Origin of the sequence: Pseudomonas sp. St29 (assembly GCF_001547915.1) — a bacterium.
Classification (GTDB): domain Bacteria; phylum Pseudomonadota; class Gammaproteobacteria; order Pseudomonadales; family Pseudomonadaceae; genus Aquipseudomonas.
Window position 1 is genome coordinate 488880 of the sequence record NZ_AP014628.1, and the last position, 20802, is coordinate 509681.

General features: G+C 63.3%; 13 protein-coding genes and 1 pseudogene. 12 read left to right on the forward strand and 2 right to left on the reverse strand.

The annotated features are described in order from the left end of the window. Window positions 1-17 precede the first annotated feature (17 nt). A complete protein-coding gene (locus PST29_RS02205) occupies window positions 18-2450 on the reverse strand; it encodes a penicillin-binding protein 1A (RefSeq protein ID WP_375136272.1) in 2433 nt (810 codons plus the stop codon). Between the two features lie 217 nt (window positions 2451-2667). Between PST29_RS02205 and pilM the strand changes: the two genes are divergently transcribed. The 11 genes and pseudogenes from pilM to hemE all read left to right on the forward strand — a co-directional run bounded on the left by pilM (window position 2668) and on the right by hemE (window position 17870). Next, a complete protein-coding gene (pilM, locus tag PST29_RS02210; RefSeq protein WP_060842252.1) occupies window positions 2668-3729 on the forward strand; it encodes a type IV pilus assembly protein PilM in 1062 nt (353 codons plus the stop codon). After that, window positions 3729-4295: a PilN domain-containing protein gene (locus PST29_RS02215; RefSeq protein WP_060842253.1), complete on the forward strand. Its 567-nt coding sequence runs from the start codon at window positions 3729-3731 to the stop codon at window positions 4293-4295. Before pilM ends, PST29_RS02215 begins: the two co-directional genes overlap by 1 nt. Then, window positions 4292-4915 (forward strand): type 4a pilus biogenesis protein PilO, encoded by a 624-nt coding sequence (locus PST29_RS02220; protein ID WP_060842254.1) that lies wholly within the window; start codon window positions 4292-4294, stop codon window positions 4913-4915. Before PST29_RS02215 ends, PST29_RS02220 begins: the two co-directional genes overlap by 4 nt. Continuing rightward, window positions 4912-5439 (forward strand): pilus assembly protein PilP, encoded by a 528-nt coding sequence (locus tag PST29_RS02225; RefSeq protein ID WP_060842255.1) that lies wholly within the window; start codon window positions 4912-4914, stop codon window positions 5437-5439. The genes PST29_RS02220 and PST29_RS02225 overlap by 4 nt, the downstream gene beginning before the upstream one ends. Window positions 5440-5630: 191 nt before the next feature. Continuing rightward, a pseudogene (locus PST29_RS02230) lies at window positions 5631-6887 on the forward strand (type IV pilus secretin PilQ); the annotation flags it as partial. 4 nt (window positions 6888-6891) lie between these two features. After that, entirely contained in the window at window positions 6892-7410 is a 519-nt protein-coding gene (gene aroK / locus PST29_RS02235; protein WP_016966152.1) for a shikimate kinase AroK, read from the forward strand. 146 nt (window positions 7411-7556) lie between these two features. After that, the gene (gene aroB / locus PST29_RS02240; protein ID WP_060842257.1) at window positions 7557-8657 is read left to right on the forward strand and encodes a 3-dehydroquinate synthase; all 1101 of its coding nucleotides are present in this window, start codon (window positions 7557-7559) and stop codon (window positions 8655-8657) included. Between the two features lie 10 nt (window positions 8658-8667). Further along, window positions 8668-10251 carry an SPOR domain-containing protein gene (locus PST29_RS02245; protein ID WP_060837165.1) on the forward strand — a complete coding sequence of 528 codons (1584 nt, stop codon included), beginning with the start codon at window positions 8668-8670 and terminating at the stop codon, window positions 10249-10251. 348 nt (window positions 10252-10599) lie between these two features. After that, window positions 10600-15045: a glutamate synthase large subunit gene (gene gltB / locus PST29_RS02250; protein WP_060837166.1), complete on the forward strand. Its 4446-nt coding sequence runs from the start codon at window positions 10600-10602 to the stop codon at window positions 15043-15045. Window positions 15046-15166: 121 nt separating this feature from the next. Next, on the forward strand, window positions 15167-16585 hold the full coding sequence (locus PST29_RS02255; protein ID WP_016966156.1) for an FAD-dependent oxidoreductase: 1419 nt from the start codon (window positions 15167-15169) through the stop codon (window positions 16583-16585). Window positions 16586-16802: 217 nt separating this feature from the next. Next, entirely contained in the window at window positions 16803-17870 is a 1068-nt protein-coding gene (hemE, locus tag PST29_RS02260) for a uroporphyrinogen decarboxylase (protein WP_060837167.1), read from the forward strand. A gap of 469 nt (window positions 17871-18339) precedes the next feature. Here the strand turns inward: hemE and PST29_RS02265 are convergent, their stop codons facing one another. Further along, entirely contained in the window at window positions 18340-19599 is a 1260-nt protein-coding gene (locus PST29_RS02265) for an MFS transporter (RefSeq protein WP_060842258.1), read from the reverse strand. A gap of 122 nt (window positions 19600-19721) precedes the next feature. On the opposite strand from PST29_RS02265, the gene PST29_RS02270 reads away from it, so the two are divergent. After that, window positions 19722-20621 carry a LysR family transcriptional regulator gene (locus tag PST29_RS02270; RefSeq protein ID WP_060837169.1) on the forward strand — a complete coding sequence of 300 codons (900 nt, stop codon included), beginning with the start codon at window positions 19722-19724 and terminating at the stop codon, window positions 20619-20621. The last annotated feature ends 181 nt before the right edge of the window (window positions 20622-20802 follow it).

Sequence of the window (20802 nt, forward strand, 5' to 3'; positions counted from 1 at the left end):
GCAGCTTGCCGCTGCTCTTAGAAGAGGTCGATTGGCGCCGCTTCGTCCGCCGGCAGCGGGCTGCCCGGTGCGACGCCATTGCCCAGCTCGTTGACCGAGGGTGGGGTGTCTTCACTCTTGAACAGCTCGAAGTAGGCATTCGGTGTGCCCGGGGTGGCGGCGCGGCCGCTGACCGGGTCGACCCGCAGGCTGAGGATGCCTTCCGGTTCGGCCTGGGTGTGCGGCGGCTTGCCCTTGAGGGCAGCGCCCATGAAGTTCATCCAGATCGGCAGGGCCACAGTGCCGCCGTATTCGCGACGTCCGAGGCTTTCCGGCTGGTCGAAACCGGTCCAGACCGTGGTCACGTAGTCGGCGTTGTAGCCGGAGAACCAGGCGTCCTTGGACTCGTTGGTAGTACCGGTCTTGCCGGCCAGGTCCGAACGGCCCAGGGCCAGGGCTCGGCGCCCGGTGCCCAGCTTGATCACGTCCTCGAGCATGCTGTTGAGGATGTAGGTGGTGCGTCCGTCGATGATCCGTTCGGCGACGGCGGGCGTCTGTACCGGAGCCTGTACCGGGTTTTCGCCGGCCACGGTGTTGACCGTGAAGTTGTGCTCTGGCGCCGCGATGCCGCTGCTGGCGGTGTTCCCGGTGGGGACGCTGGGCGGGTTGGCGCTGAACAGCAGCTCGCCGTTGCGGCTTTCGATCTTGTCGATGATGTACGGGGTGATCTTGTAGCCGCCGTTGGCAAAGGTGCTCCAGCCGGTGGCGATCTCCATGGGGGTCAGGGTCGCGGTGCCCAGGGCCAGGGACAGGTTGCGCGGCAGGTCCTGCTTGTTGAAGCCGAACTTGCTGATGTAGTCGATGGTGTGGTCCACGCCCATGCTCTGCAGCAGGCGGATCGACACCAGGTTGCGCGACTTGTACAGCGCTTCGCGCATGCGGATCGGGCCGAGGAAGGTGTTGGTGTCGTTCTTCGGCCGCCAGACCTTGTCCAGGTACTCGTCGACGAACACGATCGGCGCGTCGTTGACCAGGCTGGCCGCGGTGTAGCCATTGTCCAGGGCCGCGCTATAGACGAACGGCTTGAAGCTCGAGCCGGGCTGGCGCTTGGCTTGCATCGCGCGGTTGTAGTTGCTCTGCTCGAAGGCAAAGCCACCGACCAGGGCGCGGATCGCACCGTTTTGCGGGTCCAGGGTCACCAGGGCACCCTGGGCGACCGGGACCTGGCTGAACTTCAGGGAGTTGTCCGCCTGGCGCTGCACGCGAATCAGGTCGCCGACCTGGGCCACGTCCGCCGGCTGGCGAGGAGCGGCGCCCATGCTGTTGGTGTTGAGGAACGGCCGGGCCCATTTCATGCTCTCCCAGGCCACATGTTCCTCGCCGTTGCGGGTCAGCACCTGTAGGCCGTTCTTCTCGACCTGAGTGACGATCGCCGGTTCCAGGCTGCTGATGGTCCGCTGCTTGGTCAACTCTGTGGCCCAGGCGGCATGGGTCTTGCCGGGCAGGCGCGACTCAGGACCACGGTAGCCGTGGCGCTGGTCGTAGGTCATCAAGCCTTCCTGGACCGCGGTATTGGCCATCTCCTGCAGGTCGCTGGGCACGGTGGTGGTGACGCGGAAACCTTCGGTATAAGCGTCGCTGCCATAACGGCCGACCATCTCGGCGCGGGCCATCTCGGCGATGTACGGCGCGTTCACTTCCGGCGTCGGCACGTGGTAGCTGGCGTTCAGCGGCTCGTTGATGGCTTCGGTGTAGGCCGCTTCGGTGATCTTGCCCAGCTTGTACATGCGGCCGAGGATCCAGTCGCGGCGCTCCTTGCTGCGCGCCGGATTGGCCAGCGGGTTGAAGCGTGACGGGGCCTTGGGCAGGCCGGCGATCATCGCCATCTGCGCCAGGCTCACGTCGCGAATGGACTTGCCGTAGTACACCTGGGCTGCCGCCTCGATCCCGTAGGCGCGGTTGCCCAGGTAGATCTTGTTGACGTACAGCTCGAGGATCTCGTCTTTGGTCAGTTGCCGCTCGATCTGCAGGGCCAGGAGAATCTCGGTGGTCTTGCGCGAAAAGCTGCGCTCACTGCTGAGGAAGAAGTTCTTCGCCACCTGCATGGTGATGGTGCTGCCGCCGGACTGGATGTGTCCGCTCTTGACCAACTGGGTCGCGGCGCGCATCAGGCTGCTGGGGTCAACTCCGTAATGGTTAGCGAAGTTGTCGTCTTCAGCACTTAGTAACGCATTGATGAAGTTGGGTGGAATTTCGGCGAAACGTATGGGGGTACGGCGCATTTCGCCAAATTCTGCGATCAACTTGCCGTCGCTGCTGTACACCCGCAGAGGAATCTGCAACTGGATGCTTCTCAGGGCCTCAACCGATGGAAGGCCGGGACTAAGATAAAGAAACGCACCGGAGAGGGCGAGAAGCAGCCCGCAGAACACAGCGACGATGGACCACCCGAAAAACTTCAGCAGACGAATCAAGGCTTTTGGATTTCCAGAGAAAGGAATGAATTAGGCGTCAGGGCATTCAAGGTAATCAGGGACCGACCCACGCAGCAGGAAAAGCGGGAAAAAACGCTGGGCATTATAAGCATTTTCCGCCGAGAGCGTCATTTGCCCGTCTGTCAAGGTGTGGCGATTGAATGCGCTGCTGCTCCTGGGGTTCGTAAGTCACGGATAGGCAAAGGGAATTGGTGTGCTTGGAGTCTTCAGCAGAAAGTCGAGTTCCCTGTTGGGGATCGATATCGGCGCCACATCGGTCAGGCTCCTGTCCTTGAGCCGGGAGGGCCGGGGCTACCGGGTCGAGGCGTATGCCCGGCAAGACCTGGCACCCGACTCATTTCTCGAATCGGGCGGTGTCGACGCCGAGGCGCAGGCCGTGGCGTTATGCCAGGCCTGGCGCACAAGCGGCAGTCGCCTCAAGGCGGCCGCGGTGGCGGTGCCCGGTGAAGCGGTGATCAGCAAACTGATCGACATGCCGGCGGAACTGGATGAAGCGGAGTTGGAGTACCAGCTCAGTCTGGAAGCGGGCCAGTACATTCCCTATCCCCTGGAAGAGGTGGCCACCGACTTTGAAGTGCAGGGCAGGGTGCCGGGCAATCCTCGGCGGGTCCAGGTGTTGCTGGTGGCCTGTCGCCACGAGACGGTCGAAGCCCGGGAGGCGCTGCTGGCCCGGGCCGGCCTGACGCCGCAGGTGGTGGAGAGCGCGCCCCTGGCCCTGGAGCGTTGCCTGGCGCTGTTGACGGCGCAGAGTCCGGCGGCCACGCAGTCTGCGGTGGCGCTGTTGGACGTAGGGTCGGGCGTCAGCAGTTTCAGTGTGATGCGCGACCGGCGAATCATTTACAGCCGCGAGCAGCTGTTCGGTAGTCGGCAGCTGACCCAGGTCCTTGGGCAGCGTTTCTCGTTGACCCTGGATCAGGCGCTGCGAGCCGAGCGCCAGGGAGGTTTGCCGTCAGTCTGTCTCGAGGAGGCGCTGCGGCCCTTTGAGCAGGACTTGCTGCACAACGTCCAGCGCGCCTTGCAACAGTTCTCCGAGTCGCCACAGCGGCAACCGGTGCAGTGGTTGCTGCTGGCTGGCGAGGGCATGCGCCTTGCCGGGCTGGAGCGGCGGATCGAACAGCAACTGGGGATAGCCACGACCCTTGCCAATCCGTTCGTCGGCATGAGCGTCGGGCCCCGGGTCGATGCCCAGGCGCTCGCCGAACAGGCGCCTGAGCTGCTGCTGGCCTGCGGTCTGGCCCTGAGAGGGTTCGACTGATGGCCCGGATCAACTTTCTTCCCTGGCGGGAAGCTGCGCGGGCGCAGCAACAGCGGCGCTTTTTGCAGATAGTGGCAGTCATCCTGCTGCTGGGCTTGGGGCTGGTGCTGCTGATTGATGTCGGCATCGAGCGCGTGAGTGCTCGGCAGCAGGCCCGCAACCAGTACCTGGAGCAGGCGAACGTGGACCTGGATCAGCAGATCGCCGCTGTTCGCGAGCTCAAGGCTCAACGCCAGCAACTGCTTGAGCGCATGCAGGTTATCGAGGCCCTGCAAGACAGCCGCTCGACCCGGGTACGGATGTTCCAGGAGTTGACCCGCAGCGTGCCCGATGGCCTGCATTTCACCGAAGTCGATCTGCAGGGGCAGAACTTGAGTATCAGTGGAGTTGCCCAGGCCAATGGCCGGATCTCCGATTTGCTGCGCAATCTGCAGGCGACCGCAGGATTTGCCGCTCCCAGCCTGGCCGAAGTGAAAAAGACCAGCGAGGTGCAGCCGCAGCCGAGCCATCTGTTTCGGCTCAGTGTCGGGTTGATGCCGCCGCTGCCTGAGGAGACGACGCGATGAGGCCGAGCGGGTGGCTGGCGCAGCTGCGTGGCACCGATTTGCGAGAGCTGGAGCTGAGCAACCTCGGCTCCTGGCCTGCGCCGTTGAGGGCGCTGACGGCGGCCTTGCTTCTGCTGGTGATCCTGGCAGCAGGTTACGGCCTGTACCTGAGCCCTCATCTGCGGCAACTGCAGCAGGTGCGTCACGAAGAAACCCGCCTCAAGCAGCAGTTCGCCAGCAAGGCTCGGCAAGTGGCCAATCTCGAGCTGTATCGGGCGCAGCTCGCGGCCCTGCGCAGCCGTTTCGAGCAGTTGCTGCATCAGTTGCCCAGCGACGGCGAAGTCCCGGGGTTGCTTGAAGACATCAGTCGCCTGGGCTTGGGCAGCGGTCTGGCGCTCGAAGAGATCAAGTTGCAACCGCCCGTACCGCGTCCGTTTTATGTCGAGCTGCCGATCCAGATCACGGTGACAGGTGGCTATCACGATCTGGCGACCTTCGTCAGCGGCGTCGCCGGCCTGCCGCTAATCGTCACCTTGCATGATTTTCAGCTCAGGCCCCTGGAAGCGGGTGATCCTGCGCGCTTGCGCTTGAGCATCGGGGCGCGAACCTACAGCTACGACAGCCCGGAACCGCACTCATGAAGGCCTGGCGCTGGCTGATGTGGGCCTGCTTTGGTATGGGCTTGTGCGGGTGCGAAGGGGCCGCCGACTTCGCTGAAACCCAGGCTTTTATGAAGCAGATGCGGCGGCAAGCGCCGGAGCCGATTGAGCCGCTGCCGGTTGTCCGCTCCAGCCCCGCTTTCACCTATGACGCCAGTGGGCTGCGCAGCCCGTTCCAGCCCCCGCAGAGCGTCGAACGCGTCGAGCGTCGATGGAGCGAGCAGGCAGTCCGGCCGGATCCGCAGCGACCCCGGCAGTATCTGGAGGGCTTTGATATCGAGCGGTTGCAGATGGTCGGAACCATGTCCGGCACCAGCGCCAGCTTCGCCCTGTTGCGCAGTGCCGAGGGTGTCCACCGGTTGCAGATCGGTGACTACCTGGGGCGAAGCGAAGGTCGGATCGTGGCGATCAGCGAGTCACGGGTCGAGGTGTTGGAAATTGTTGCCGATGGGGCGGGGGGCTGGCAGGAACGACCACGGACGCTGCTGCTGAAAAAACACTCTTAGGTGGAGTCTTCACAATGAACAGGACTGTTTCAGCCATCGGTGTGGCGCTATGGATGGCGCTGCTGGCACCGCTGGTCGGCGCCGCCGAACTCAAGACCACTCCGGCCGCTGAGGCCGCTCGGGCATCCGCGCCGCTTCAGGCGGGGGACCCAGCCCCGACGCACTCGCTCGGCGGCGCTGTGGCCGGGCCTGCTTATGGCGGCGCCAAGCTTTCGTTGAACTTCCAGGACATCGAGGTGCGTTCGGTGCTGCAACTGATCGCCGACTTCACGGGCCTCAACCTGGTGGCCAGCGACACGGTGCAAGGCAGCATTACCCTGCGCCTGCAGCGTGTGCCCTGGGATCAGGCCCTGGATCTGGTGCTCAAGACCAAGGGCCTGGACAAGCGCCAGGTGGGTGATGTCTTGCTGGTGGCCCCGGCGGATGAAATGGCCGCCCGGGAACGTCAGGAACTGGAGTCGCAGAAGCGGTTGCAGGATCTGGCACCGCTGCGCCGGGAGCTGCTACAGGTCAACTACGCCAAGGCCGCGGACATCGCCAAGCTGTTCCATTCGGTGACCGGCACCGAGGACCAGGCTGGCGAACGGGGCTCGATCACCGTGGACGAGCGCACCAACAACATCATTGCCTACCAGACCCAGGAGCGCCTCGATGAGCTGCGGCGTATCGTTGGCCAGCTGGACGTTGCGGTGCGCCAGGTGATGATCGAGGCACGGATCGTCGAGGCCAACCTCGATTACAACAAGAGCCTGGGAGTGCGCTGGGGCGGTTCGCTGGGCAACAGGGGCCATTGGCAGGCTTCCGGGGTGCAGGGCGGCGGTTCATCGGCGGTCAGGGCGCCGGGCAGTGGCAGCGCGCCGTTCGTCGACCTTGGGGCTGTTGCCAATACCTCGGGCATCGACATCGCCTACCTCTCCGACAACGTGCTGCTGGACCTGGAACTGAGCGCCATGGAGAAGACCGGCAATGGCGAGATTGTTTCCCGGCCCAGGGTGGTCACCTCCGACAAGGAAACCGCGAGGATCCTCAAGGGCACCGAGATTCCCTATCAGGAAGCCAGTTCCAGTGGCGCCACGTCCGTGTCGTTTCGGGAGGCTTCGCTGTCCCTTGAGGTGACGCCGCAGATCACCCCCGACAACCGCATCATCATGGAGGTCAAGGTCACCAAGGACGAGCCGGACTACCTGAACAAGGTCCAGGATGTGCCGCCGATCAAGAAGAACGAGGTCAATGCCAAGGTCCTGGTTCGTGACGGAGAAACCATCGTCATTGGCGGGGTTTTTTCCAATACCCAGAGCAAGGTTGTAGATAAAGTGCCATTTCTTGGCGATGTGCCGTATCTTGGCCGCCTTTTCCGGCGTGACGTGGTGTCGGAGAAAAAATCCGAGCTGCTGGTATTTCTCACTCCGCGTATCATGAACAACCAGGCGATTGCTGTGAGTCGTTGATTCTGTGCGAAATTTGATTCTTGTTGGGCCGATGGGGGCTGGAAAAAGCACCATAGGCCGCTTACTGGCCAAAGAGCTGCGCCTGCCATTCAAAGATTCCGATAAGGAAATTGAACTGCGTACAGGCGCGAACATCCCGTGGATCTTCGATAAGGAAGGCGAACCGGGCTTTCGCGATCGCGAGCAGGCAATGATCGCCGAGCTCTGTGGCACCGACGGCGTGGTCCTGGCCACCGGTGGTGGCGCGGTCATGCGCGAGGCCAATCGTCGGGCACTGCATGCCGGCGGACGAGTGGTCTATCTGCATGCTTCGGTGGAGCAACAGGTTGGTCGGACTGCCAGGGACCGCAATCGTCCCTTGCTGCGCACCGCCGATCCGGCCAAGACCCTGCGCGACTTGCTGGAAGTCCGCGATCCGCTTTATCGGGAAATCGCCGATCTGGTGGTGGAAACCGATGAGCGGCCGCCGCGAATGGTGGTGCTGGACATCCTGGAGCGCCTGCAGCAGTTGCCACCCCGTTAATGCGCCGAGCGAAATGCGCTATTCTCGGCGTCGCGCCATGACCGCCAGGGTGTGGCGCAGAGCTATCGGGCAGCGTCAGAAGACCTGACGAGGCCCATCGTCAATACAAGGCACAACGCCTGCTTCCATCTTCACTGTGGGGACACATGCAGACACTTAAGGTCGATCTAGGCGAGCGCAGCTACCCGATTCACATTGGTGAAGGATTGTTGGACCGGCCCGAGCTGCTGGTGCCACATATCGCCGGACGGCAAGTGGCGATCATTTCCAATGAAACGGTCGCGCCGCTGTACCTTGAGCGCCTGACCCGCAGCCTGGAGCAATACTCGGTGATCTCGGTGGTCCTGCCCGATGGCGAGGCCCACAAGAACTGGGAAACCCTGCAGTTGATCTTCGATGGCCTGCTGACCGCGCGTCATGATCGGCGCACCACCCTGATTGCCCTCGGTGGCGGCGTGATCGGCGACATGGCCGGCTTTGCCGCTGCCTGCTATCAGCGCGGCGTGGACTTCATCCAGATCCCGACCACTCTGCTGTCCCAGGTGGACTCTTCGGTGGGCGGCAAGACCGGTATCAACCATCCACTGGGCAAGAACATGGTCGGCGCCTTCTACCAGCCGAACGTGGTGCTGATCGACACCGCCAGCCTCAATACCCTGCCCAGCCGCGAGCTGTCGGCGGGCCTGGCGGAAGTGATCAAGTACGGCCTGATCTGCGACGAACCCTTCCTCACCTGGCTGGAAGAAAACGTCGATCGCCTGCGGGCCCTGGACCAGCAGGCGCTGACTTACGCCATCGAACGCTCCTGTGCGGCCAAGGCCGCCGTGGTGGGTGCCGACGAGCGTGAGTCCGGGGTGCGCGCCACCCTCAACCTGGGGCACACCTTTGGCCATGCCATCGAAACCCACATGGGCTACGGTGTCTGGCTGCATGGCGAGGCGGTTGCCGCGGGCACCGTCATGGCCCTGGAAATGTCTGCACGCCTGGGCTGGATCACCTGCCAGGAGCGTGACCGCGGTATTCGCCTGTTCCAGCGCGCGGGCCTGCCGGTCATCCCGCCTGAAGAGATGACTGAAGCGGATTTTCTCGAACACATGGCAATTGACAAGAAAGTGATCGACGGTCGTTTGCGTCTGGTGCTGTTGCGCCGCATGGGCGAAGCCGTAGTGACCGACGATTATCCGAAAGAGGTTTTACAGGCCACGCTGGGAGCGGATTACCGCGCCCTGGCTCAGCTTAAAGGTTAATAAAATCCCGATGACTAGTTTGCACGCCGACGAGGCTTTCCTCGGCCATTACCAGTTGAGCCATGATCCTTTCGCTCCCCGGGTTCCTGGCTTCAAATTCTTTCCTGCCCAACGCAAGCCTGTGTTGGGGCAATTGCATCACCTGGCTCGCTATAGCCAGTTATTGCTGGTGGTGACCGGCCCCCAGGGCAGCGGCAAGACCCTGCTGCGCCAGGCGCTGGTTGCCAGCACCAACAAGCAGTCGGTACAGAGCGTGGTGGTTTCCGCCCGCGGTGCCGGCGATGCCGCCGGCGTGTTGCGCCAGGTGGCCCAGGCGCTGAATGTGGCCCAGGCCGAGATCGGCGCGATTCTGGCCCAGGTGGTGCAACTGGCCCTGACCGGCCAGGAAGTCTATCTGCTGGTGGATGATGCCGAGCAGCTCGACGAGTCCGCGCTCGAGGCGCTGCTGGCTCTGGCGGCAGGGGCTCCGGAAGGCCGCCCTCATGTCTTCCTGTTCGGCGAGTCGTCGCTGATCGCCACCCTGGATCAGTTGAGCACCGAGGAAGAACGCTTCCACGTCATCGAACTGCAGCCCTACACCGAAGAGGAAACCCGCGAATATCTGGCCCAGCGCCTCGAAGGCGCGGGTCAGGGCATCGAACTTTTCTCTGCAGATCAGATCAGTGATATTCACGAAAGCTCCGATGGCTGGCCGGGCAACATCAACCAGGTCGCCAGGGATGCAATGATCGAAGCCATGATCGCCAGCCGCTCTGCGGTCAAGCGTCCAAGTATGGGGTTCAACATGCCGAAGAAACACGTATTGGCCATTTCCGCTGTAGTGGTGGTGGCCGTGGCTGCCGCCTGGCTGATGCCGGGGCGCAGCAAGGCACCGACCAGCGGTACGCCGACCAATGAACAGGCGCAGTTGCCGCTGGGTCAGACGCCGACGCCAAATGCCAATGGCAGTCCATCTGTGGAGTTCGCCGGTTCATCCCAACCGATGCCTCTGCCGTTGGTCGGCCAGTCGCAGCCAGTGATGCGTGGTCCTCTGGCGGAAGCCGCAGGCGGCATTACCGAGGGGGATGACGGGGTTCCGGTGGAAGGCTCCAGCGCGGTTCCGCCCACCGTGACCACCACCGCGCCACCTGCCGGCGCCGTGGCCGGTCCGGCACCGACTCCGGCTGCGCGGCCAACCCCGGCGCCGACCCAGGTCGCCACCGCCAAGCCGACGCCAGCGCCCAAGCCGGTGGAAAAACCGGTTGCCGCCAAGCCTGCTCCAGCCGCCAAGCCGGCGGAGAAGCCGGTCACCGTGGCCAAGGCCGCCGGTGGCAGCTGGTACGCCGGTCAAGCGCCGGGCAACTACGTGGTGCAGATCCTTGGCACCAGTTCGGAAGCCACGGCCCAGAGCTTCGTCAAGGAGCAGGGCGGCGAGTACCGTTACTTCAAGAAAGTCCTCAATGGCAAGCCGCTGTATGTGATCACCTACGGCAACTTCTCCAGCCGCGATGCCGCGGTCAGCGCCATCAAATCCTTGCCAGCGAAGGTTCAGGCTGGTAAACCTTGGCCTCGCACTGTCGCTAGCGTTCAACAAGAACTGGCAACAACTCGCTGAAGATTCGGCGGCCTTACCCAGGCCGCCTCTCCCGGCAACCTCAAATTTCCGCATCGGCATGCTGCCTTACAGGCCGCGTGCCTTGTGGCGTCTGCGTCACAGTAGTTTTTGAGTCGCGGCAGTCAAAAGCAAAACTTTTTGACTAGCACAGCATATCGCTTTAAAACGTTCATAAATGCGACATAAATTTGCGACAGATCGTCGCCAAATTTGTGGGGCTTTGTGTCGGTGTGTACAATGACCTCCCTTTTGCCCCCGCAAAGTCGGCGTACGTTCGGCGTGGATGGTAAGTGGTTGAATTGAAAAGAAATTTGTCTCGATAAGAGGCAGCCTGGTGAGAAAGTGTCTATGAAAGCAGGTCTGTACCAACCAGATGAATTTAAGGATAACTGTGGTTTCGGCCTGATAGCCCATATGCAGGGCGAACCCAGTCATACCCTGTTGAAAACGGCCATTGAGGCCCTGACCTGCATGACCCACCGCGGTGGGATCAACGCGGACGGCAAGACCGGCGACGGTTGCGGTCTGCTGATGCAAAAGCCCGACCTGTTCCTGCGCGCCGTCGCCAAGGAGCATTTCGGCACCGATCTGCCCAAGCAATATGCAGTGGGCATGGTGTTCTTCAACCAGGATCCGGCCAAGGCCGAAGCCGCTCGCGAAAACATGAACCGCGAGATCCTGGCCGCTGGCCTGCAACTGCTGGGCTGGCGCAAAGTGCCGATCGATACCAGTGTGCTCGGGCGTCTGGCCCTGGAGCGCCTGCCGCAGATCGAGCAAGTGTTCATCGGTGGCGAAGGCCTGAGCGATCAGGATTTCGCCGTCAAGCTGTTCAGCTCCCGTCGTCGCTCCTCGGTGGCCAACGCTGCCGACACCGATCACTACATCTGCAGCTTTTCCCACAAGACCATCATCTATAAAGGCCTGATGATGCCGGCGGACCTCGCCGCCTTCTATCCGGACCTGGGTGATCCGCGCCTGCAAACCGCGATCTGCGTGTTCCACCAGCGCTTCTCCACCAACACCCTGCCGAAATGGCCGCTGGCCCAGCCATTCCGCTTCCTCGCCCACAACGGCGAGATCAACACCATCACCGGCAACCGCAACTGGGCCCAGGCCCGGCGCACCAAGTTCAGCAACGATCTGATGGATCTGGAAGAGCTCGGGCCGCTGGTCAACCGCGTGGGTTCCGACTCCTCGAGCATGGACAACATGCTCGAACTGATGGTCACCGGCGGCATCGACCTGTTCCGCGGCGTGCGCATGATCATTCCGCCGGCGTGGCAGAACGTCGAGACCATGGACCCGGACCTGCGGGCGTTCTACGAATACAACTCCATGCACATGGAGCCCTGGGACGGCCCGGCCGGCGTGGTCATGACCGACGGCCGCTATGCCGTCTGCCTGCTGGACCGCAACGGCCTGCGTCCGGCCCGCTGGGTCACCACCAAGAACGGCTTCATCACCCTGGCTTCGGAGATCGGCGTCTGGAACTACCAGCCCGAAGACGTGATCGCCAAGGGCCGGGTCGGTCCGGGGCAGATCTTTGCCGTGGACACCGAAACCGGGCAGATCCTCGACACCGACGCCATCGACAACCGTCTGAAATCGCGCCATCCGTACAAGCAATGGCTGCGCAAGAACGCCCTGCGCATCCAGGCCACCATGGAAGACAACGACCACGGTTCGGCCTTCTACGACGTCGACCAGCTCAAGCAGTACATGAAGATGTACCAGGTCACTTTCGAAGAACGTGACCAGGTCCTGCGTCCGCTGGGCGAGCAAGGCTACGAAGCAGTGGGTTCGATGGGCGACGACACGCCGATGGCGGTGCTGTCCCAGCGCGTGCGCACCCCTTACGACTACTTCCGCCAGCAGTTCGCCCAGGTCACCAACCCGCCGATCGACCCGCTGCGCGAAGCCATCGTCATGTCCCTGGAGATCTGCCTCGGTGCCGAGCGCAATATCTTCCAGGAATCGCCCGAGCACGCCTCGCGCGTGATCCTCAGCTCGCCAGTGATCTCCCCGGCCAAGTGGCGCTCGCTGATGAACCTCGACCGCCCGGGCTTCGAGCGGCAGATCATCGACCTCAACTACGACGAAAGCGTTGGCCTGGAAGCGGCGATCCGCAATGTCGCCGATCAGGCGGAAGAGGCCGTGCGCGCCGGTCGCACCCAGATCGTCCTCAGCGACCGCCATATCGCTCCGGGCAAGCTGCCGATCCACGCTTCCCTGGCCACGGGCGCGGTACACCACCGCCTGACCGAAAAAGGCCTGCGTTGCGACTCCAACATCCTGGTGGAAACCGCCACTGCCCGCGATCCGCATCACTTTGCGGTGCTGATCGGTTTCGGTGCCTCGGCGGTCTATCCGTTCCTGGCCTACGAAGTGCTGGGCGACCTGATCCGTACCGGTGAAGTGCTGGGCGACCTCTATGAGGTGTTCAAGAACTACCGCAAGGGCATCACCAAGGGCCTGCTGAAGATCCTGTCGAAGATGGGCATCTCCACCATCGCTTCCTACCGTGGCGCGCAGCTGTTCGAAGCCATCGGCCTGTCCGAGGAAGTCTGCAACCTGAGCTTCCGTGGCGTACCGAGCCGTATCAAGGGTGCACGTTTCGTCGACATCGAAGCCGAGCAGAAAGCCCTGGCGACCGAAGCCTGGAGCCCGCGCAAGCCGATCCAGCAAGGCGGCCTGCTGAAGTTCGTCCACGGTGGCGAATACCACGCCTACAATCCGGACGTGGTCAACACCCTGCAAGCCGCCGTGCAGCAGGGCGACTACGCCAAGTTCAAGGAATACACCGCGCTGGTGGACAACCGCCCGGTGTCGATGATCCGTGACCTGTTCAAGGTGAAGACCCTGGACACGCCCATGGACATCAGCGAAGTGGAGCCCCTGGAGTCGATCCTCAAGCGCTTCGACTCCGCGGGCATCTCCCTGGGTGCCTTGTCCCCCGAGGCCCACGAAGCCCTGGCCGAAGCCATGAACCGCCTCGGTGCGCGCTCCAACTCCGGTGAAGGCGGTGAAGATCCGGCGCGCTACGGCACCATCAAGAGCTCCAAGATTAAGCAAGTGGCCACTGGCCGTTTCGGCGTGACCCCGGAATACCTGGTCAACGCCGAAGTGCTGCAGATCAAGGTGGCCCAGGGCGCCAAGCCCGGCGAAGGCGGCCAACTGCCCGGCGGCAAGGTCAACGGCCTGATCGCCAAGCTGCGTTACGCCGTGCCCGGCGTGACCCTGATCTCACCACCGCCGCACCACGACATCTACTCCATCGAAGACCTGTCGCAGCTGATCTTCGACCTCAAGCAGGTCAACCCTCAGGCCCTGGTTTCGGTGAAACTGGTGGCGGAAGCCGGTGTCGGCACCATCGCCGCCGGCGTGGCCAAGGCCTATGCCGACCTGATCACCATCTCCGGCTATGACGGCGGCACCGGCGCTTCGCCGCTGACCTCGATCAAGTACGCCGGCGCGCCGTGGGAACTGGGCCTGGCGGAAACTCACCAGACCCTGCGCGGCAACGACCTGCGCGGCAAGGTCCGGGTGCAGACCGACGGCGGCCTGAAAACCGGCCTCGACGTGATCAAGGCGGCCATCCTCGGCGCCGAAAGCTTCGGCTTCGGCACCGCGCCGATGATCGCCCTGGGCTGCAAGTACCTGCGCATCTGCCACCTGAACAACTGCGCCACCGGCGTCGCCACCCAGAACGAGAAGCTGCGCAAGGATCACTACATCGGCACCGTCGACATGGTGGTGAACTTCTTCACCTACGTCGCCGAAGAAACCCGTGAGTGGCTGGCCAAGCTCGGCGTGCGCTCCCTGGAAGAGTTGATCGGCCGCACCGATCTGCTGGAGGTGCTAGAGGGCCAGACGGCCAAGCAGCACCACCTGGACCTGACCCCGTTGCTGGGCAGCGATCACGTCCCGGCGGACAAGCCGCAGTTCTGCCAGGTGGACCGCAACCCACCGTTCGACCAGGGCCTGCTCGCCGAAAAAATGGTCGACATGGCGCGTTCGGCGATCAACGACAAGAGCGGAGCCGAGTTCGAACTGGATATCTGCAACTGCGACCGTTCCATCGGCGCACGCATCTCCGGCGAGATCGCCCGGCTCCACGGCAACCAGGGCATGGCCCAGGCGCCGATCACGTTCCGCTTCAAGGGCACTGCGGGCCAGAGCTTCGGCGTGTGGAACGCCGGCGGCCTGAACCTGTACCTGGAAGGCGATGCCAACGACTACGTGGGCAAGGGCATGACCGGCGGCAAGCTGGTCATCGTTCCGCCCAAGGGCAGCGTCTACAAGACTCAGGACAGCGCCATTATCGGCAACACCTGCCTGTACGGCGCCACCGGCGGCAAGCTGTTCGCCGCCGGCACCGCGGGCGAGCGTTTCGCCGTGCGTAACTCCGGTGCCCACACCGTGGTGGAAGGCACCGGCGATCACTGCTGCGAGTACATGACCGGTGGTTTCGTCTGCGTACTGGGCAAGACCGGTTACAACTTCGGCTCGGGCATGACCGGCGGTTTCGCCTACGTGCTCGACCAGGACAACACCTTCGTTGACCGGGTCAACCACGAACTGGTGGAAATCCAGCGGATCAGTGGCGAAGCGATGGAAGCCTACCGCAGCCACCTGCAAAACGTGCTGAACGAGTACGTCGCGGAAACCGACAGCGAGTGGGGGCGTGAACTGGCCGAGAACCTCGACGACTACCTGCGTCGCTTCTGGCTGGTCAAACCCAAGGCAGCGAACCTGAAGTCTCTGCTCACCAGTACTCGTGCGAGTCCGCAATAAAGCAGCTGCAAGTGGCAAGCCTCAATCTGCAAATGAAGCAGTGCGAGGTTTGCCGGGCATACGTGATCGACTTGCGGCTTGCAGCTTAGAGCTTGCAGCTGCTGTATAGAGGTTTTTGAAAATGGCTGAACGTCTGAATAACGACTTCCAGTTCATCGATGTCGGGCGCAAGGATCCGAAGAAGAAACTGTTGCGTCAGCGCAAGAAAGAGTTCGTGGAAATCTACGAGCCCTTCAAACCCCAGCAGTCGGCCGACCAGGCCCACCGCTGCCTGGGTTGCGGCAACCCGTACTGCGAATGGAAGTGCCCGGTGCACAACTTCATTCCCAACTGGCTCAAGCTGGTGGCCGAGGGCAACATCCTCGCCGCCGCCGAGCTGTCGCACCAGACCAACACCCTGCCGGAAGTCTGCGGCCGGGTCTGCCCGCAGGACCGGTTGTGCGAGGGTGCCTGCACCCTCAACGACGGCTTCGGCGCGGTGACCATCGGTTCGGTGGAGAAGTACATCACCGACACCGCCTTCGCCATGGGCTGGCGCCCGGACATGTCCAAGGTCAAGCCCACCGGCAAGCGCGTGGCGATCATCGGCGCGGGCCCGGCGGGCCTGGGCTGCGCCGACGTGCTGGTGCGCGGCGGGGTGACCCCGGTGGTGTTCGACAAGAACCCGGAAATCGGCGGTCTGCTGACCTTCGGCATCCCCGAGTTCAAGCTGGAAAAGACCGTGCTGAGCAATCGTCGCGAAGTCTTCAGCGGCATGGGCATCGAGTTCCGCCTCAACACCGAGGTGGGCAAGGACGTGACCATGGAGCAACTGCTCGCCGAATACGACGCGGTGTTCATGGGCATGGGCACCTACACCTACATGAAGGGCGGCTTTGCCGGCGAGGACCTGCCGGGGGTGTATGACGCCCTGGACTTCCTGATCGCCAACGTCAACCGCAACCTGGGCTTTGAAAAGTCGCCGGAAGACTTCGTCGACATGAAAGGCAAGAAGGTGGTGGTGCTGGGCGGTGGCGACACCGCGATGGACTGCAACCGCACTTCGATTCGCCAGGGTGCCAAGTCGGTGACCTGCGCCTACCGCCGTGACGAAGCCAACATGCCCGGCTCGCGCAAAGAGGTGAAGAACGCCAAGGAAGAGGGCGTGAAATTCCTCTACAACCGCCAGCCGATCGCGATTGTCGGTGAAGACAAGGTCGAAGGCGTGAAGGTGGTCGAGACCCGTCTCGGCGAACCGGACGCCCGTGGCCGCCGCAGCCCCGAGCCGATCCCCGGTTCCGAGGAGATCATCCCGGCCGACGCCGTGGTCATCGCCTTCGGTTTCCGCCCGAGCCCGGCACCGTGGTTCGAGCAGTTCCAGATCCAGACCGACAGCCAGGGCCGGGTCGTTGCACCTGAACAAGGTCAGTACAAGCACCAGACCAGCAACCCGAAGATCTTCGCCGGTGGCGACATGGTGCGTGGTTCTGATCTCGTGGTGACGGCGATCTTCGAAGGGCGCAACGCCGCCGAAGGCATCCTCGACTACCTGGGCGTCTGACCGCCATCCCTTGTAGGAGCGTGCTTGCTCGCGATAGCGGTGTATCAGCCAACCACCGATGTTGCCTGATGCGCCCCCATCGCGAGCAAGCTCGCTCCTACAGGTACGTGGGTTGTGGCGCGACAAATTGACCTCATAGACATAAAGAAACGGCTCTTGCCGTGCCTTTTATGCCCGGCTCTGAGAAAATGCCCCCACTTTTTTTCCGGATGCCGACATGACTGCCCTGAAGAACGACCGTTTCCTTCGTGCCCTGCTCAAGCAACCCGTAGACGTCACCCCGGTGTGGATGATGCGTCAGGCTGGGCGCTACTTGCCTGAATACCGCGCCAGCCGTGCCAATGCCGGTGACTTCATGAGCCTGTGCATGAACCCGGCGTTCGCCTGCGAAGTCACGCTGCAGCCTCTGGACCGCTATCCCCAGCTGGATGCGGCGATCCTCTTCTCCGACATCCTGACCATTCCCGACGCGATGGGCCAAGGCCTGTACTTCGAGACCGGCGAAGGCCCGCGCTTCAAGAAAGTGGTCAGCACCCTGGCCGACATCGAAGCCCTGCCGATTCCCGATCCGCAAAAGGACCTGGGTTACGTGATGGATGCGGTCAGCACCATTCGTCGCGAACTCAATGGCCGCGTGCCGTTGATCGGTTTTGCCGGCAGCCCCTGGACCCTGGCCACCTACATGGTCGAAGGCGGTTCGTCGAAAGACTTCCGCAAGTCCAAGGCCATGCTCTACGACAATCCGCAAGCCATGCACCTGCTGCTGGACAAGCTGGCGCAGTCGGTCACCTCCTACCTCAACGGGCAGATCCTGGCCGGTGCCCAGGCGGTGCAGATTTTCGACAGCTGGGGCGGCAGCCTCTCGGCGGCGGCCTATCAGGAGTTCTCCCTGGCCTACATGCGCAAGATCGTCAGCGGCCTGATCCGCGAGCACGACGGGCGCAAGGTGCCGGTGATCCTGTTCACCAAGGGCGGCGGCCTGTGGCTGGAAAGCATTGCCGATGCTGGCGCCGATGCCCTGGGCCTGGACTGGACCTGCGACCTCGGCGAAGCCCGCCGCCGCGTCGGCAGCAAGGTCGCCCTGCAAGGCAACATGGACCCCACCGTGCTCTACGCCAACCCGCAGGCGATCCGTGGCGAAGTTGCGCGTATCCTCGCCAGCTATGGCCAGGGCAGCGGCCATGTGTTCAACCTGGGCCATGGCATCACCCCGGAAGTGAAGCCGGAGCACGCCGGGGCCTTCCTGGAAGCGGTGCACGAGTTGTCGGCGCAATACCACGCATAAGCGTCACCCCATACAAACGCCCGGCACCTGCCGGGCGTTTTCATTGGCGAACACTTTTTTGTAGGAGCCAGCTTGCTGGCGAATAGGCCCTCGAGACCTGCACCTGTCTGGTGGCCGCCTTCGCTGGCAAGCCAGCTCCCACAAGGGCCTGCCGGCACAGACCCAATCCGTGTAGTAGCCGGCTTGCCGGCGAATAGGCCCTCGAGCCCTGCACCTGCCTGGCGGTCGCCTTCGCTGGCAAGCCAGCTCCTACAAGGGCCCGCCGGCACAGACTCGATCCGTGTAGGAGCCGGCTTGCCGGCGAATAGGTCCTTGAGACTTGCGCCTGCCTGGTGGCCGCCTTCGCTGGCAAGCCAGCTCCCACAAGGGCCCGTCTGCACAGACCCGATCCGTGTAGGAGCCGGCTTGCTGGCGAAAGGGCCCTAGAGACCTGCACCTGCCTGACGAACGCCTGCACACAGGCCAGGCGTCACAACGGCGGGAGTTTCGCCAGTTTCATGGCAATCAGCAGTGCCCCGAGCAACAGGGCGCCGATGAACAGGCCAATGCCGTTCCACCCCGCCAGGTGCCAGAACACCCCGCCCGCGGTGCCGGCAATGCTCGACCCGGCGTAGTAGCTGAACAGGTACAACGAAGAGGCCTGGCCCTTGGCCTTGGTGGCGCGGCGGCCGATCCAACTGCTGGCCACCGAGTGGGCGCCGAAGAAGCCGAAGGTGAACAGCAACATTCCGACCAGCACCAGGGCCAGTGGGGCGAGCAGGGTCAGGGCAATGCCCGCGAGCATCAGCACGATGGTGCCCCACAGCACCCGGCGCCGGCCCAACTGGTCGGCCAGGGCACCGATCTTCGCCGAGCTGTAGATGCCCGACAGGTAGACCACCGACAGCAGGCCGACCAGGGCCTGGCTCAGGTGATAGGGCTCGGCCAGCAGGCGATAGCCGATGTAGTTGAACAGGGTGACGAAGGCCCCCATCAGCAGGAAGGCTTCGAGAAACAGCCAGGGCAGGCCGGCGTCGCGAAAGTGCATGTTAAAGCCGTCCAGCAGGCTGCGCGGGTGCAGCGAGCGCGGGCGGAAGTTGCGCGACTCCGGCAGGATGCGCCAGAACACGGCCGCCGCCAGCAGGGCCAGGCCGCCAATCACCAGCATCGCCGTGTGCCAGCTGACAAAATCGATCAGCACTCCGGTGATCAGCCGTCCGCTCATGCCGCCAATGGCGTTGCCGCCGATGTAAAGGCCCATGGCCAGGCCGATGTGCTGAGGGTGGATCTCTTCGCTCAGGTAGGTCATGGCCACTGCCGCCAGCCCGCTCAGGGACAACCCCACCAGCGCCCGCATCAGTAGCACCCCGTGCCAGCTGGGCATCAGCGCACTGGCGATGGTGCACAGGGCGGCGGCCAGCAGGGCGGCGAGCATCACCGGCTTGCGGCCGATGCGGTCGGAAATCGGCCCGGTGATCAACAGACCGATGGCCAGCATGCCGGTGGCGACCGAGAGGATCAGGCTGCTCTGGGCCGCATTGATGGAAAACTCCGTGGACAGCAGCGGCATCATCGGTTGCACGCAATACAGCAGGGCGAAGGTGGCAAAGCCCCCGGAGAACAACGCCAGCACCGTGCGCATGAACAGCGGCGTGCCTTTTTCGATGTACACCTCGTTGAGCTGGGCGAGCACCTCGTCCGCGGGCGTGGAGGGGATTTCGTGGGCAAGGGGGGCGACAGCGATTTTCACGGGAACCTCGGGGGGAGCGCAGCCGGTCAGGCAATGGAAAAAAGCATATAGCTGGCTAATGTTCCTTTCCAATATATTGTTCGACCTGTTTGATAGCTTTAACGACTTAATGGAACCGCCCCATGGAATTGCGTCACTTGCGCTACTTCATCGCCGTCGCCGAAGAGCTGCATTTCGGCCGCGCGGCCCAGGTCCTGGGCATTTCCCAGCCACCGCTGAGCCAGCAGATCCAGGCCCTGGAGCAGGAGGTGGGCGCCCGCCTGTTCGAGCGCACCAATCGTCGGGTCGAGCTCAGCGAAGCCGGACGCCTGTTCCTCGAAGAGGCGCGCCTGGTGCTGGCCCAGGTGGACAAGGCGGCGGACGTGGCCCGGCGCGCGCAATTGGGTGAGCTGGGGGAACTGAAGATCGGCTTCACCTCGTCGGCGCCGTTCAACTCGACCATTCCCCAAGCGATCTTCGCCTTTCGCCAGCGCTTTGCGGCGGTGCACCTCAAGCTCAAGGAAATGAGCAGCACCCAGGTGGCCGAGGCGCTGGTGGACCAGTCGATCCAGGTCGGCATCATGCGGCCCCTGCCATTGCCGGACTCGCTGTCGGTGGTGGAGCTGCTGCGCGAGCCGCTGGTGGCGGTGCTCAGTTCCAAGCACCCGCTGGCGGGCGGCACTGAAGAGGGGCTGCACCTGGCGGCGCTGGCCCAGGAGCCCTTTGTGTTCTTCCCCCGCAGCTACGGCAGCGGCCTGTATGCCCAATTGCTCAGCCTGTCCCGGGACGCCGGCTTCACCCCGCATTTTGCCCAGGAGGCGGCGGAAGCCATGACCATCATCGGCCTGGTGGCGGCGGGCCTCGGTGTTTCGGTGCTGCCGGCGTCCTACCAGCGCATGCGCATCGACGGCGTGGTCTACCGCCGGCTGCTGGACCCCGAAGCCATGACCGCGGTGTGGCTGGTGCAGCGCAAGGATCAGTGCTCACCCATGGCCAGGGCCTTTGTCGAACTCCTGACGCGCAAGACCGGGGCCGCGTCCTGAGCGGCTGGCTTGCAATCAGCGTTGTACTGGCCAGGTTGGTTCCTGGCGGAGTGGAAAGGGCTATTAGCGTCACGTCGGACGGAGCCTGGGTTGAAAGCGCAGGCAGAAACTTTGAGACGGATCTTATAGATCCCGTTTGCTTCTCTTTGCTAGGTTCTTGCGCTTGCAACAAGTGCAGCAC